Origin of the sequence: Mesorhizobium sp. CA12, from assembly GCF_020165255.1 — a bacterium.
In the GTDB taxonomy this organism is placed as follows: Bacteria; Pseudomonadota; Alphaproteobacteria; order Rhizobiales; family Rhizobiaceae; genus Mesorhizobium.
In genome coordinates this window covers 1-14,112 of record NZ_JAIUHT010000021.1, presented here as the reverse complement: position 1 = coordinate 14,112, position 14,112 = coordinate 1, and the positions used below count along the sequence as shown (strand labels likewise).

Genomic DNA, 14,112 nt, shown 5'->3' with positions numbered 1-14,112 from the left:
GAGGTCGTTCACAGGGACCGCTACTTGGCAACGTCATTCGCCAAAACCCGATTCGGGTGCCTGAGATGGGTCGGCGTGATGCCGGCCTGCTGGCGAAAGACGCGGCTGAAATGGCCGGCATTGGCAAAGCCGCAGCGATAGGCGATCTCGCCGATCGCGAGGTCGCTGCCTTCCAGCAGCGACCTGGCGTAATGCACCCGCAGCGCAAGATAGGCGGCCATCGGGCCGATGCCGAGCTCGGCGCCGAACAGGCGCTCGAGCTGGCGGCGCGAGCAGTTCTGCCTGGTGGCGATCTCGGCGATCGGGATCGGCTCCTGAAGATTGCTTTCCATCAGGAGCAGCGCCCGTTTCACCGCGCGGCTCGCGGCCGCTGGAAAAAGATCGCCGACCGGCTGCACGTCGCGGCTGGAGCGGATGCGGTCGAGCACCAGGATCTTGGCCGCCTTCTCCGCCGCCTTCCGGCCGATGAATTGCGAGACGAAATAGCCGGCAAGGTCGGCCGCGCCCGTGCCGCCGGCGCAAGTGGCGCGGCCGCGGTCGACGGAATAGAGGCTGTCGGCATGCGCGTTCACATCGGGGAACTCGGCGCGAAAATCCTTGATGTGGAACCAACTGACCGCGGCGCTGTAGCCGTCGAGCAGGCCGTAGCGCGCCAGCACGAAGCTGCCCGTGCAGAGCGCGGTGAGCGGCACGCCCTTCTGCGCAGCGCGCAACAGGAACGCCTCCTTTTCGGAACTCAGCTTGCGGCTGGTGTCGAGCAGGCCGCCGACCACCACGACATTGTCGAAATCCTCCGGATTGCCCATCGCCCGCGTCGGCAGCAATTCGACGCCGCAGCTGGCGCGGATCGGCAGGCCGCGCTCGCCGACGATCTCCCAGTCGAACTCGATCCTGCGGCTGCGGTCGCCCTCGTCGCCGGCCAGCCTGAGCGTGTCGATAAACAGCGACAGCGGCGACAAGGTGAAATCGCGCACCAAAAGAAATGCGAATTTCTTGGCCATGTTTTTGCGAGTCGACGCCCCTGCATTCTCTCAAAGCCATCTTCGACCATTCCGCACGGTCGGCGCTGCTTCGCCAACGCCGCCACGCAGGCAATAGGCGACGCGCGGGGCGTTAATCGCATGAATGGCTCCGCCTGGGCGATTTGCCGCATCCGGCTCTGTCGCGCGTCCTGCCCTGGCCCGCCCTCTGGGCGCATCTGGAACAGGGCTCTGGCCCAACCCGGACATGCACGAACGGGATGGCCATTATAACCAGACGCTTTATAACGGGCGATCCGATTATGACCACCAAGGGGAGACGATGCGTTACATACGTCCGCTTTCAATCGAAGATGCCGTTGGCGAGCTCGCCAAGGCAGTAGGCCCGGCCGCGATCCTGGCCGGGGGCAGCGATCTTTTGGTGAGGATGAAGGGCGGCTTCATCGAGCCCGAGCTGATCGTCGACATCAAGGCGATCGGCGGCCTGGCCGACATTGCCGAGACAGCCGACGGCTTTCGGATCGGCGCCGCGGTGCCCTGCGCGGTGCTGGGCGAGAACAAGGCGCTCCGCAAGGCGTGGCCCGGCGTGGTCGAGGCGGCCAACCTGATCGGCTCCAAGCAGGTGCAGGGCCGCTGCACCATCACCGGCAATCTGTGCAATGCCTCGCCCGCCGCCGACAGCGTGCCGGCGCTGGTCGCGGCAGCGGCACAAGCAGTCGTCGCCGGGCCTTCGGGCAAGCGCACGATTGCCGTGGAAGCCGTGCCGACCGGACCCGGCCGCACGTCTCTGGCCAAGGGCGAGATGATCGAAGCTATCCTGCTCGACAAGCGGCCTGAGCATGCGGGCGACGCCTATCTGCGTTTCATTCCGCGCACCGAGATGGACATCGCGGTGGTGAGCGCCGGCGTGAACCTGACGCTGGACGAGAAGGGCGCGATCAAGACCGCCCGCGTGGCGCTCGGCGCCGCCGCACCCACGGTGCTTCTGGTCGAGGAAGCCGGGCAAGTGCTGGTCGGCTCGAAGCTCGACGAAGAGACGCTGGAGCGGCTGGCGAAGATCTGCGCCGGCGCCTGCCGCCCGATCGACGACAAGCGCGGCACCATCGAATTCAGACGGAAAGTCGCGGGCGTGCTGGCACAGAGAGCCGCAACGACCGCCTACAAGCGTGCGGGAGGCAAATAATGGCCGGTATAGCTGTATCAACCACGATCAACGGCGACGCCGTCGAGTATCTGTGCCAGCCCGACGAGACGCTGCTGGATGTGCTGCGCGACCGGCTGGGGCTCACCGGCGCCAAGGAAGGCTGCGGCACCGGCGACTGCGGCGCCTGCAGCGTCATCGTCGACGGCAGGCTGGTCTGCTCCTGCCTGGTGCTGGGCGCGGAAGCCGAGGGCCGCAAGGTCGAGACCATCGAAGGCATGGCGCATGGCGACCAGCTGCATCCGCTGCAGCAAAAGTTTTTGGAGCACGCGGCCTTGCAATGCGGCATCTGCACGCCGGGCTTCCTGATCGCGGCCAAGGACCTGCTGGAGAAGAACCCCTCGCCCACCGAGGAGGAAATCCGCTTCGGGCTGGCCGGCAATCTCTGCCGCTGCACCGGCTATGATAAGATCGTGCGCGCCGTCCAGGATGCGGCAAACGTGATGAAGGGAGCGTAATCCATGAACTTCGATCCGCGCTACTCCGGACGCAATTTCTCCTCGGTCGGCACGCGACCGGTCCGCCCCGACGGCGTCGACAAGGTGACGGGACGCGCCCGCTACGGCGCCGACTTCAACATGGCTGGCCAGCTGGTTGGCCGCGTGCTGCGCAGCCCGCACGCGCATGCGGTGATCAAAAGCATCGATACGTCGAAGGCGGAAAAGCTCGCCGGCGTGAAGGCGGTGATCACGGCCAAGGACCTGCCCGACCTCACCGATGGCGATGCCGCCATGTACGACATCCTCGACAACTGCATGGCGCGCAAGAAGGCCCTCTATGACGGCCATGCGGTGGCCGCGGTGGCGGCGATCGACGCCCGCACCGCCCGCCAGGCGCTGAAGCTGATCGAGGTCGACTATGAGGTGCTGCCGCATGTCACCGATGTCGACGAAGCGGCCCAGCATCACGCACCGCTGATCAACGACCAGGTCTATACCGAGGGCCTGGAGGAAAAGCCGGCCAAGCCCTCCAACGTCACCAAGCGCACCCAGTTCGGCCATGGCGATGTCCACAAGGGTTTCGCCGAGGCCGATTTCATCGTCGAGCGCTCGTTCAAGACCGAGCAGACGCATCAGGGCTATATCGAGCCGCATGCCTGCGTTGCAAGCGTCAACCCGGACGGCACGGCGGATCTGTGGGTCTGCACGCAGGGCCATTTCGTCTATCGCCAGCATTGCGCCCAGTTGCTTGGGCTCGAAGCCTCGAAGCTGCGCGTCACCTCGTCGGAGATCGGCGGCGGTTTCGGCGGCAAGACCCATGTCTGGGCCGAGCCGGTGGCGCTGGCGCTGTCGCGCAAGGCCGGCCGTCCTATAAAACTGGTGATGACCCGCGACGAGGTTTTTCGCGCCTCGGGCCCGACCAGCGCCACCTCGATCGACGTCAAGATCGGCGCCAAGAAGGACGGCACCATCACCGCAGCGGAAGCGACGCTGCGCTATAGCTGCGGCCCCTATGCCGGCTCCTGGGCCGAGATCGGCGCCATGACGGCCTTCGCCTGCTACAAGCTCGAGAACGTCAAGACGGTCGGCTACGAAGTGCTGGTCAACCGGCCGAAGACCGCGGCCTATCGCGCGCCCTCCGCGCCGATGGCCGCCTTTGCTGTGGAAAGCGCGGTGGACGAGCTCGCCAAGGAACTCGGCATGGATGCGGTGGAGTTCCGCATCAAGAACGCCGCGCAGGAAGGCACGCGCTCGTCCTACGGCCCGGTCTACGGACCGATCGGCATCGGGCCGACGCTGGAGGCGGTGAAGAGCCATCCGCACATGAAGGCGCCGCTGAAGGCCAATCAGGGGCGCGGCATGGCTTGCGGCTTCTGGTTCAACTTCGGCGGCCAGACCTGCACCGACCTCAACATCGGCATGGACGGCACGGTCTCGCTGGCCGTGGGCACGGTGGATGTGGGCGGGTCCCGCGCCTCGCTGTCGCTGGTGGCGGCGGAGGAGCTCGGCATCGACTATTCTCAGGTCAAGGCCGTCGTCGCCGACACGTCTTCCCTCGGCTACAACGACATGACTGACGGCAGCCGCGGCACCTTCTCCTCCTCGATGGCGACGATCTCGGCCGCGCGCAACGCGATCAAGATTCTCAAGGATCGCGCCGCGCAGATGTGGGACATCCCGGTGGAGGACGTGACCTGGGAAAAGGGCCACGCCATCGCCAAGGGCGAGAAATACGGCAACCTCTCGCCGCTGTCGCTGAAGGACATCGCGGCCGCTTCCGGCAAGACCGGCGGCCCGATCGCCGGCCATAGCGAGCTCGTCGCCGACGGCGCCGGCGTCTCCTTCGCCACCCATATCTGCGACGTCGAGGTCGACCCCGAGACGGGCTCGACCAGGGTGATCCGCTACACGGTGGTGCAGGACGCCGGGAAGGCGGTGCACCCGACCTATGTCGAGGGCCAGTACCAGGGCGGCGCCGCGCAAGGCATCGGCTGGGCGCTCAACGAGGAGTATATCTACGGCAAGGACGGGCGGCTACAGAACGCCGGCTTCCTCGACTACCGCATCCCGGTCTGCTCCGACCTGCCGATGATCGATACGCAGATCCTGGAAATCCCCAACCCCAACCACCCCTACGGCGTGCGCGGCGTGGGCGAAACCTCGATCGTGCCGCCGCTGGCGGCAATCGCCAACGCGGTGTCGAACGCGGTCGGCGTGCGCATGACCCACATCCCGATGTCTCCGCCACGCATCCTGGCGGCGCTGGAGGCGGAGCGGGAAGGCTGAGAGGTATCCAAGCTAGGGCAAGGTGTGTTGAGATTCAGGTCAGGCCGAGCCGAGAATGATGGCTTCCGAGAACCGGAGCGGAGCGTACTTGACGTACGTGAGCACCGGAAGCGCAGGAAGCCGTCATTCGCAGGCCGGCCTCACCTGAATATCGACGCACCTTGAGGCGCTGATGGTCGCCGTCACGCTTTGGGGCTCGCTCAGCGCCGTCGCCGGCGGCAAGGCCAAGCACGAGATCGAGGCCAAGGACATCAGGGAACTGTTCCGCAAGCTGGCGGAACAGTATCCCGGGATCGAGCCCTGGATCGACCGCGGGATCGCGGTGGCGATCGACGGGGTGATTTATCGGGATACGTGGAGCAAGGAATTGCCGGAGGGGGCGGAGATTTTTCTGCTGCCGCGGCTGGCTGGGGGGTGATTGAACCGGCGGCTGGCCGTCACAACGCCTACCGTTGGCTGTCGAGCCGCTCACGCAGTTCCCGCTGCTGTTTGATTTCGGCAACGGGCGGCGAAGAATGCATCGACAGAACTGCAGCAGCACGCAGGCGTCCCAGACATAGGCGAAGATATCCGCAGCCACCTCCATCCGCGGGTTTCCTTGGCTGGCGCCATGATATTGGCACTGTCGAATTGAACCGGCATGTCTGGCGACCGTGCCGGCCGCTTTGGGTGGCGCTTACCGTCTAAGCCCGAAAAAGCTCAAGATGGCGAGAATGACAACGACGAGGCCGATGAGATAGATAATGCTGTGCATGGCACATCCTCCTATGGAGGATTAATAATTAGCATGCTCTAATGTTCCCGGCGGCGGCTGCTCCAAGCGTCCTTCGTTCGGCAGGCGCCCTGTCTCCAGTCCGTTCCCCCGCCGGTCAGGCTCGCGGACACCACCTGCTTTCGAGCCGGGCCGCTCATGATTATCGGGCTGGTTATCGGTTTGGCCGGTCTTCCCGCACGACGTTGTAGAGAAGAAGCCCCGCGGTCAAAGACACGACCGCACCCAGCATGTCGGGTCCGGTCAGCCCCGAATAGTACACAAAAGCGAATGCCAACTCGGCCATGGTTCCACCTGCGATCCTTGCTGAGAGAACCCTTAGGGCGCGCTAATGTTCCTATGGTTTGGAATGGATCTGAGAAGTCCCGCCTGCCCATGACAGGCGCCGAAGAATGTTGGGTTCCACACATGGGCCCCCTCTCCGACTGAGGTCCCATTCGCCAGCGCATTGGTCCATCGCGCGAAACATAATCCCTGCAATCTCATTAGGGCTGCGCTGACGAGCAATCAGTCCCTTCATCGTCAGCTGGCTGGATCGCCCGCCACCTGCTCCCAGGTGGTGGGCATCCGAAGAAAGAACAGGGGCTGGGGACAGAGGTGGACAATGTCGATTTCCGAGGAGCTGCGGGACGTGAGTCTTCGCTATGAATGCCCGAATTGCCGCCGGCCGATCATCAGGAACGGTTCATGGTTCAAGTCGGTGAGCACCTTCCGGTGCGATGCCTGCAAGACCAAGCTCAGGCTTGGCTATTCGGCCAAGCTGGCGCTCTTCGAACGCCACGGCAAGGCGGCGTTTTCGGGGGTGTGACCTATGCGCATGAGTGCCCGCGAACCTTTTGGCGAGCAGCAGCTTCCTTTCCGAGAGCGGTGGGAGATGCCCCCGACGGCCGTAAACGACAACAGCGCGCTCCATCACCGCGATCTTTCCATCCTCGTCCCGGTCGATGACGGTCTTGCAAAGGTCACCGCGAAAGCGGAGCGGATGGGCATTGCGGCGGCCGTGGCGATCGGCCTTTTCATCGGGCCGATCGTGTTCACGTGCCTGATGCTGAGCGTGTGGAACGCGGCGTTGGACAACAACGGAGGCAAGCATGATCGAGACTTCCAGGATCCTGGAAACCAAGGTGGCGGGCTTGCAAGACAGGCTGAGGGAAGCCAAGCTCAGCATGGATGACATGCTGGCCTTTCAAAAGGTCGCGGACGTGCTGGACAATGGCCATGGCGGCATCGACGTCGACGACCTGATCGCGCTTTCGTTTGTGGTGCCGGACGAGGGTTGAGGGCCGGAAGGGTCGGCCCTAGCTTGCCGACATCACCCGCTGGAACGCGCTGGGCGCCTCGCCGGGGCAAGGCCAGGCACGATATCGAGGCCAAGACCCTGTTACGTTGCTGCTGCCAATGCAGCCCTTAGCCGCTATTCGTCGCGCCAAATGACACGCTTTTCCCATCGTATTTCCTTCAGGCGCCGAAAACGGATGGTCACAAGCTCCTGCCCGTAGGCATGGAAGAGTTCGGCCGACATCCACTCGCGCTTGCCGCAGGCCTGACAACGTATTTTTCCTCGCACCTGGTCGATGGTGACGTTGCCGACGACCTCGCGCAACTCGATCGGCTTGTAGTGGCGTGTGATGTGGCAGTGGCCACAGGAAATGCGGGCGATCTGCCCTGCCTCGTGGGCATGCATCAGCGTCCAAGCCTGACCTCGCGGCCACTTTTCGGGTTGTTCCGGCATCCTCTGAAATGAGGAACATATTCCTCTCTGGTCAAGAGCCTATTGACTCTTATGTTCTCATTTTGTTCACTATGAGCCTGACAGCCACACGGAGGCCGGTCGTGGACATTATGATGGACGCCAGGGGCGCCACCCCTGAAGAAAAACAGCGCGGCATCGCCGCGGCAACGGCAGTGCTCGACCGCGCCGGCATGACAGCAGAAGACGCAGCCAGCGGCTCGTTCGCTATCGAGCGATGGGACGATATGGGCTTTCCGCCGGACCAAGAGCCCTCGGAAGATGAGTATGCTGCGGCGGAGGTTTGGTGGGCGGCAAGCAATGCCGCCATTGAAGCGTGTTGCGAGGGTTGGTCGGACGAGAAACGCATGCAGGTTCACGGCCTGCAGTTGCTGCGCGATCCCGAAACTGAACTAGCTGACCGCGCGACCGCGCTGGCGCGAATGCGCGAGATCGTCCAAGAGGAGGATGGCCAAGGGGACACCATTGACAATCGGGTATTTTTTCTGGCGCTCGCCGCTACAGCTAAGGTTCCGGATAGTTCGAAAGCGCAGCAACTCGTCAGCGCTGTAACGGTCGCCTATTCTTCGCTGTCACTCGCACGGTTCCACCCAGAAGAGCCTATCGAGCCAAAGCGCCAAGCGGTGCTCGACGCGATAGATGCGCTCGAAGCGGGATCAGCACCCCTGAACTGAGAAAGGCCGTCGAATGTCGACCCACGTCCTTCCAGAGCAGAAAAAACCGAAGCTCATTGTCGTTGTCGCATTCGACCGCGGCGATGACGGCGAGCTATTCCCTGTGTACGGCCCGACCGATCAGCAAAGCGAAGAGCGCGCGATCCGAATAGCAAGTGCATTGGCTAGCAAGCACGTTGGGGTCATTGCATGGAGCCGGGATGCCGATCCGGCGCTCGGGGACTATGGCCCACCGAACACCCTGTTCGCGAGTGGCGATGTGCCCGACATAGAATAGATCACGAACGTTCCGGTCGCACGGTCTCGACCGAAAGCGACCCTGCCGGCAACGGTCGTAACAACTCGCTCTCCGGTTTCGACAGATCGAGCCAAGCGCTCCAATTCTCAGGCTGAAGAACAACGACCTGCCTGTTGTGATACGGCGCGACATCAGGCCCGGGATCGGTCGTGAGCATAGTGAAGGTGGGGGGCTTGTTGCCAGCCGCCTCACGCCAGAGTCCGGCAATGGCCAGGAATGAAGCGCCGTTCAGAATGAAGCGGTGTTTGGCTTTTGGATATTTCGTGCCCGTGAACTCGAAAAACGCCGACGCCGGCACGAGGCAGCGTTTGCTGTCAGCGAAACGGCGGCCTTCGGAGCGGAAGTTGAACACCGGCCCTGCTTTCGGGCCGGCGGGCGGGAAACCGAAAGTCATCGACGCAAGTTCAACCTCGTCGCCGATAGCGCGCATGATTGGCGCCGGATCGTTGATGCGGATATCGTCAGCTTGGGGAAGATCGAGTTCAGTCTGATGAGCTGGAATCTTCAACGCCAGCGAAGCCATCATTCGGCAGTATTCTGCCCAGGCGACATGCTGCTCATAGTCGTTGCACATGCTGTCCCCTGACCAAGAAAATGGGCGGCTCTGCCCGTTTATCACCGTGAGAGATGCGGCCGCTACGCTGATTTTCGTGCCGGCTTTGCCTTTGGCCGGTCCTTTATGCCTTCCTTGGCCAGGCTCTTTTTCAGGACGGTCGCCAGATCGACCACGTTTTCCTTGGGCGGCGGGGTCGGCTTGGGCGGCTTCTTGCCCTTGCGCTTGGCATCGATCATGGCGATCAGCGCATCCTCATACGTGTCCTCGAACTTCGACGGGTCGAACTTCGTGACTTTCTTGTCGATCAGCAGCCCGGCGATCTCCAGAAGGTCATTGTCGAATTTGGGGCTATTCAGATCCTCAAAGACGCTCTCTTCCGAAATCATCTCGTTATGCGTGCGCAGTTCGGTCAGCAGCATTCCCTTGCCAAAGGGTTGGATCACGACTTCTCGGCCCCGCTGGTAAAGAACAACGCAGGATCGAGCGGCTACCCGCTTCTTGGCCATGGCTTCGCGAAGCACATTGAATGACTCGGCAGCGGCACCGTCGGCCGGAATGACGTAATAAGGCTTTTCAAGATATCGTGTGTCGATATCGTCGATCGCAACGAAGCCGTCGACCTCCAGCGTATGGTGCGAGGTGAGCTTGAGCTTCTTGATCTCGTCCGGCTCTATTTCGAGGAACTCGCCCTTATCCGCCTCGTAGCCTTTGATCTGGTCTTCCGCGGGAACCACCTCGCCGGTCCCTTCGTCGACATAGGCGCTCTTGACGGGAAGTCCGTCTTTGCGGTTCAGGATCTTGAAATGGACCTTCCCGGTTTCGGTGGTGGCGCCGACCAGCTTCACGCCACAAGTCACCGATCCGACCTTGAGGAAGCCGTTCCATACCGCGCGCGGTGCCGCCATTTAATCAACCATGATCGTTGGAACATTCTGACGGGGGAAACTTGGCCTCGCCACAATGGTTCCGCGCTGGACATCACTCCTCCTCCCAGAAATCCTTAAGCATCGCGTGGCGAAGCTGCTCTTCGCCCTTCAGAAACCGCACTCTGCCCGATAGACCCGGCTTGAGCCATTCAGCCTTTTCCTTTTTCAGGCCCTTGGGCGGCGGGGCGCCGACCCTCCCCTGCACCTGGTCCCACAGGCGCTGCCGCTTGTCCGCCTTGAAGGTTACGAAGGCGCCGCCCACGTAGCAGCCCTTGTCGGCCATCAGCACCATGGCCGGCTTGCCGCGCTCGCGCTGCACGCCAATGATCTCCATCACCTTCTCGTCGAAGCATTTGATCTTGCGCCACTGCATGGTCGAACCCGAGCGGTAGACGCTATCGAGGCGCTTCGAGACAATGCCCTCCAGGTTCGCCTCGCAAGCCAAATGGTAGGCGGCATCGCCAGTGCCAGGCAGCGCTTCGGAGAACTGGATATGGCCGCCGGCTGGGATGAGTGCCTTTAGGATTTCCCTCCGGTCCTTCAGCGCCATGTCCCTCAGATCATGGCCGTTGAGGTGCAAGAGGTCGAAGGCGACGAGATACAGGTCTTGCGGGCGCCTGGTGATGGCCGATCGGAGCGCACGAAAGTCCGCCAGGCCGGCTTCATTCGTGACGATCATCTCGCCCTCGATGATGAAGCTGTCAGCTTTCAGGCCCTCGGCTTCCTTGGCGATCGGCTTGTATTTGGCGGTCCAGTCGATGCCTGACTTTGTGAAAAGCCGGATGCCTTCGTCGTCCTTGACGAGCTGCGTTCTGTAGCCGTCGAATTTTACTTCATGGCTCCAGTCGTCACCCTTTGGCGCCTGCTCGACCAGTTCCGGCTCCATCGGACGGATAAAAGACAGCCGGACCGGTTTACGCATGACAAGCCCAACGCATCACTCAAGTTCAATTCAATAGCGTAGGATCGTTTCAGTTCCATTAGCGCTTGCTAATGGGAACATTCCTTTGCCGCGATTGTTCACAATGACAGGCCAGGAGATGCAAAGATGGCAGACGACACAACCAAACGGGATTTTCGCGATCGCGACCGAGTTTCAGCTGACGAGGACTATGAGGTGCGCTATTTCGCTAAGCAGCACCGGATCAGCCCCGAGCAGGTTTTGGATCTCATCAAAGAACACGGCAACGACAGAAAGACGTTGGAGCGCGAGGCAAGGAAGCTTCGAGGATGACGCGGCTATCCGATCTCGGGCCTCCGAAAGGGGTGACGGTGCACTGCCCGCCGGACGCCAGGGAGGATTCAGATTTCTATCGTTGCGAAACCTGCCGCCAAATCGTCGATCTCAAAGACGTTCGCCAGGTTATATGGCACCAGTTCGAGGACGAGCATGAGCCGCTTGAGCTAGACAGCTAGTCGGATATGCGGCGATAGCGGAAGTGATTGCGAATGTGGTCGTTGAAAAAGCGGCCTTTGACAAATGCAGATCGGAACGCCGCGTAAGTCTCCGGCGGCACATCTTCAAACTCGTAGCGTTTACCGCTGGTTACAAACCAGACCGACAGAACTCGGCTGGCCGGATCATATTCTGTTTTCCTGATCGATGTGGATGGCATGGCGCACTGCCCGGCTCTGCGATTCGCAAACGAGCGGCAGCGGCTTTTGTTTCAGAAGAGAGGCGCCAATGAAAAAGCCCGCCGGCCGAAGCCGACAGGCTATCGAAGGCGAAATTGGGTTTACCTCACCATTTCGATCTCGGTCAGTCGACCAAAATCGATGATGGCGGAACGGCCGTGATGGCGCTCAGATTTTCCCGCCTCTTCAAGACCGGTTTCTCGTAGGTTTTCTTCATGGGAAACTCCCCCCTGGGCGGATGATACCTCAATGCGCGAAATTGGCCTGTGCTATCACCGGTTGTCAAGATAACGAAACAAAGTCGTTCTCGGTGAGTTTTGCTCCTGTTCAACAGGCCACAGCAGCATGCCCGTCTTTTACTTCCACGTCGACAACGGCACATTCATCCCAGACAACGAAGGCGTCGATCTCCCGGATTTGGATGCCGCGCGGCAAGAAGCCGTGCGCGCAGCCGGCGAGATGATAAACGAGAGCAAGCAGTCCTTCTGGGAGCGTATGACGCCTTGGATCATGAACGTGACAGACGGCCAGAATCATCTTCTGTTCACGCTTCAATTCGCGGCGAAAGTCCCTTCAGGGGACGCTCTGTACATTCCGCGCAGGGCGTCTGAGCGAGGCTAGGGCGGAATCTCAGAAATATCTGAGAGCGCTAGTCCTCGCTCTCGTCTGAGAGCGCGTTCATCAATGCAAAGAAGTCGGATGGACCAACTTTCGCCACCGGACCGACCACCTCAAGCTCGTGTTCTATCAGTAGTGGAATGGGGATTTCATTGGCCAAGATGCGAACTTGAAGAAGATAGCGCCCCGGGGCAGAGGGCAAGATTGCCAAGTCCTCTTCAGCCCGAACCGTTTGGCCTGGCCTTATCGTTCCCATAATTATATGAGCCACTGGCTCACAGCCTCGGTCATCGACAAACATGAACTGGTTGGCACGCTCCGGCCTAACGTGGGCTAAGTAGGAGGTGTCCGGTACTTCGGGCATGCAGTCAGATCGCAGCAGCGACACGGACTCTCCTTCCGGGCAATGACAAGTCACTTCGAGATGCGCATCTCCGATGGAAAATTCAGATTTGTTAGCCAACAGTAATCTAACCTGTATCACTCGCCTCCAGCTTGAGTAGTAGTAAGCACCATCTCTCCAGTAGTTTTTGTTCGAAGGAAGTGTTGGGAAGCTGAACATTTCATTTCGATTTTCGGCGAAATCGGGCAATTTTTTCGGAAAAACCAAGAATTCTCTATCGAAGCTGTGCGACAGGGGCTGATTATCTGGGGCTTCGAACGACAGCAAAACCCGCGCCTCGCCCCGCGCCGTGTTGGCTGCTCCCATCAGCGCGACTTCTCGAGGTGAAGCGACCCCGGTGGAGCTCCCCCGGCGCACGTAAACTACATCCTTGATGAGCTTCCCGTAGTCTTTCTTGAGGTAGAAGGGCCGCTGCTGTTTCGGTATGGAGATCACCGCGATCTGCTGGCCATCGAATAATCTTTCCTCGTAACGAAAGTTCAGCTTGCTCTCCAATTTTCCGTTTACGAACTCTTGAAGACGGGAGTCATCGATAGTTCCGTCCGGGGAAATTCCAACCAATTCCGCAGGATGGGGCGGATTCTCTTTGAATCCAATCAGTATGTAGGCAGTTCCGTCCCGGTGCGCGTTGGCCAGCGCAAGAATGTCCTTTAGAATCTCCGATTTCTCTTGGTCGCTGGCTTTAGCAAACGGATAGCGCTCGGCCTTGTAGTCTAAGTCAGATCCCTCGCCTCTGCACCGCAACTCCTCCAGCAACGTGTCGGTCAGCATTTGATTTCCCTGTGATCGTTGGGCATCGTGGCAGCGAGCCTGCGGAGTGCCCCTCACACCCCCAGCGTCGGCTCGGTATTCACCTCCAGCGCCTCTTCCGCCTCGTCCTCCTCGCCGAGCACTTCCCCATGCACCCCCAGCGCGCGGCCGATCCAGATCGGGTCGACCAGGTGGTCGCGCTTGGGGTTGGTAGTGTTGGGGTGGATGAGGATGCTCAGGCCGCCATGGTTCAGCATCAGCCAGGGGACGAGCGTGGCGAAGATCTCGGTGGCGAAGGAGACCTGGTACATGGCCTGCTCGTGCGGGCCCACCGGCTCGTCGCGCCAGTTGCCGAGGCGCACACGAAAACGCTCGCCGATGCGCTGGCGCAGCCATTCGGCGTGCCGGCGCTGCGCCTCATCGCCGTAATAGATGTGGGCGTGATAGCTGGCGATTTCCGAAAGCGGTCTCGGATCGTGCGGCCTGGCTTCGTTCATCGCGATGCTCCCCTCCCCGATGGTTCCAATCTGTCGTGCGGAACTCTAGGCGGTTCTTCGGTTCATGGAAACGGCGAGCAGCTCTACAGACTGTTCAGTGTGGGCGTGTTTGGCCGTAATCGCAGACGCCGGCCCGCTCCGTCTCGGCGCTGCGCGCCGAGCCACCTCTCCCCGCTACGGCATGCACACATTTCCAGGCGGCTGGCCTTTGGCGATAGGGTGCATGGCAGCTTGGCGCATGCATTGCCTTATGTAGCGCTGGTCGACCCCCACTCCGTCTCGGCTTCGCCGAGCCACCTCTCCCCCGATCGACGGGGTAGAGGAAA

The 14,112-nt window shown here is 61.3% G+C and carries 19 protein-coding genes; 10 read left to right on the top strand and 9 right to left on the bottom strand.

Annotated elements, in window-relative coordinates; translation table 11 throughout:
* Positions 1 to 20 precede the first annotated feature (20 nt).
* The gene (locus tag LB520_RS25870) at positions 21 to 1,001 is read right to left on the bottom strand and encodes a GlxA family transcriptional regulator (RefSeq protein ID WP_224639842.1); all 981 of its coding nucleotides are present in this window, start codon (positions 999 to 1,001) and stop codon (positions 21 to 23) included.
* A gap of 301 nt (positions 1,002 to 1,302) precedes the next feature.
* Here LB520_RS25870 and LB520_RS25865 point away from each other — a divergent pair, with 301 nt between their 5' ends.
* The 6 genes from LB520_RS25865 to LB520_RS25840 all read left to right on the top strand — a co-directional run bounded on the left by LB520_RS25865 (position 1,303) and on the right by LB520_RS25840 (position 6,853).
* Positions 1,303 to 2,163, top strand: a complete 861-nt coding sequence (locus LB520_RS25865) for an FAD binding domain-containing protein (protein WP_224529734.1) — start codon at positions 1,303 to 1,305, stop codon at positions 2,161 to 2,163.
* Positions 2,163 to 2,639 (top strand): (2Fe-2S)-binding protein, encoded by a 477-nt coding sequence (locus LB520_RS25860; protein ID WP_095768250.1) that lies wholly within the window; start codon positions 2,163 to 2,165, stop codon positions 2,637 to 2,639. Before LB520_RS25865 ends, LB520_RS25860 begins: the two co-directional genes overlap by 1 nt.
* A gap of 3 nt (positions 2,640 to 2,642) precedes the next feature.
* On the top strand, positions 2,643 to 4,907 hold the full coding sequence (locus LB520_RS25855; protein ID WP_224639841.1) for a xanthine dehydrogenase family protein molybdopterin-binding subunit: 2,265 nt from the start codon (positions 2,643 to 2,645) through the stop codon (positions 4,905 to 4,907).
* A 172-nt stretch (positions 4,908 to 5,079) separates the two neighbouring features.
* Entirely contained in the window at positions 5,080 to 5,325 is a 246-nt protein-coding gene (locus LB520_RS25850; protein WP_140652300.1) for a MoaD/ThiS family protein, read from the top strand.
* A gap of 985 nt (positions 5,326 to 6,310) precedes the next feature.
* Positions 6,311 to 6,487 carry a hypothetical protein gene (locus LB520_RS25845; RefSeq protein WP_224548393.1) on the top strand — a complete coding sequence of 59 codons (177 nt, stop codon included), beginning with the start codon at positions 6,311 to 6,313 and terminating at the stop codon, positions 6,485 to 6,487.
* Positions 6,488 to 6,490: 3 nt separating this feature from the next.
* Positions 6,491 to 6,853 (top strand): hypothetical protein, encoded by a 363-nt coding sequence (locus LB520_RS25840; RefSeq protein ID WP_224639840.1) that lies wholly within the window; start codon positions 6,491 to 6,493, stop codon positions 6,851 to 6,853.
* 240 nt (positions 6,854 to 7,093) lie between these two features.
* Here LB520_RS25840 and LB520_RS25835 read toward each other — a convergent pair whose 3' ends face one another.
* Entirely contained in the window at positions 7,094 to 7,363 is a 270-nt protein-coding gene (locus tag LB520_RS25835) for a hypothetical protein (RefSeq protein WP_224639839.1), read from the bottom strand.
* Between the two features lie 149 nt (positions 7,364 to 7,512).
* Here LB520_RS25835 and LB520_RS25830 point away from each other — a divergent pair, with 149 nt between their 5' ends.
* Both LB520_RS25830 and LB520_RS25825 read left to right on the top strand, forming a co-directional pair.
* Positions 7,513 to 8,103: a hypothetical protein gene (locus tag LB520_RS25830; protein WP_224639838.1), complete on the top strand. Its 591-nt coding sequence runs from the start codon at positions 7,513 to 7,515 to the stop codon at positions 8,101 to 8,103.
* A 13-nt stretch (positions 8,104 to 8,116) separates the two neighbouring features.
* Positions 8,117 to 8,380 carry a hypothetical protein gene (locus LB520_RS25825; protein ID WP_224639837.1) on the top strand — a complete coding sequence of 88 codons (264 nt, stop codon included), beginning with the start codon at positions 8,117 to 8,119 and terminating at the stop codon, positions 8,378 to 8,380.
* A 1-nt stretch (position 8,381) separates the two neighbouring features.
* Here LB520_RS25825 and LB520_RS25820 read toward each other — a convergent pair whose 3' ends face one another.
* The 3 genes from LB520_RS25820 to LB520_RS25810 form a co-directional block, all read right to left on the bottom strand.
* On the bottom strand, positions 8,382 to 8,975 hold the full coding sequence (locus LB520_RS25820; protein ID WP_224639836.1) for an SOS response-associated peptidase: 594 nt from the start codon (positions 8,973 to 8,975) through the stop codon (positions 8,382 to 8,384).
* A gap of 62 nt (positions 8,976 to 9,037) precedes the next feature.
* Positions 9,038 to 9,862, bottom strand: coding sequence for a Ku protein (locus tag LB520_RS25815; RefSeq protein WP_224639835.1), 825 nt, complete (start codon positions 9,860 to 9,862; stop codon positions 9,038 to 9,040).
* 73 nt (positions 9,863 to 9,935) lie between these two features.
* Positions 9,936 to 10,805: an RNA ligase family protein gene (locus LB520_RS25810; RefSeq protein ID WP_224639834.1), complete on the bottom strand. Its 870-nt coding sequence runs from the start codon at positions 10,803 to 10,805 to the stop codon at positions 9,936 to 9,938.
* Positions 10,806 to 10,931: 126 nt separating this feature from the next.
* Between LB520_RS25810 and LB520_RS25805 the strand changes: the two genes are divergently transcribed.
* Entirely contained in the window at positions 10,932 to 11,117 is a 186-nt protein-coding gene (locus tag LB520_RS25805; RefSeq protein ID WP_140845376.1) for a DUF3606 domain-containing protein, read from the top strand.
* 178 nt (positions 11,118 to 11,295) lie between these two features.
* Here the strand turns inward: LB520_RS25805 and LB520_RS25800 are convergent, their stop codons facing one another.
* The gene (locus LB520_RS25800) at positions 11,296 to 11,499 is read right to left on the bottom strand and encodes a KTSC domain-containing protein (protein WP_224639833.1); all 204 of its coding nucleotides are present in this window, start codon (positions 11,497 to 11,499) and stop codon (positions 11,296 to 11,298) included.
* Positions 11,500 to 11,642: 143 nt separating this feature from the next.
* Positions 11,643 to 11,735, bottom strand: coding sequence for a putative RiPP precursor (locus LB520_RS25795; protein WP_140845373.1), 93 nt, complete (start codon positions 11,733 to 11,735; stop codon positions 11,643 to 11,645).
* A 128-nt stretch (positions 11,736 to 11,863) separates the two neighbouring features.
* On the opposite strand from LB520_RS25795, the gene LB520_RS25790 reads away from it, so the two are divergent.
* Positions 11,864 to 12,139: a DUF6894 family protein gene (locus LB520_RS25790; RefSeq protein ID WP_224639832.1), complete on the top strand. Its 276-nt coding sequence runs from the start codon at positions 11,864 to 11,866 to the stop codon at positions 12,137 to 12,139.
* Positions 12,140 to 12,167: 28 nt separating this feature from the next.
* Here LB520_RS25790 and LB520_RS25785 read toward each other — a convergent pair whose 3' ends face one another.
* Together LB520_RS25785 and LB520_RS25780 are read right to left on the bottom strand one after the other, a co-directional pair.
* Positions 12,168 to 13,310, bottom strand: a complete 1,143-nt coding sequence (locus LB520_RS25785) for a helix-turn-helix domain-containing protein (RefSeq protein ID WP_224639831.1) — start codon at positions 13,308 to 13,310, stop codon at positions 12,168 to 12,170.
* A 53-nt stretch (positions 13,311 to 13,363) separates the two neighbouring features.
* Positions 13,364 to 13,786 (bottom strand): DOPA 4,5-dioxygenase family protein, encoded by a 423-nt coding sequence (locus tag LB520_RS25780; protein WP_224639830.1) that lies wholly within the window; start codon positions 13,784 to 13,786, stop codon positions 13,364 to 13,366.
* Between the last annotated feature and the right edge of the window lie 326 nt (positions 13,787 to 14,112).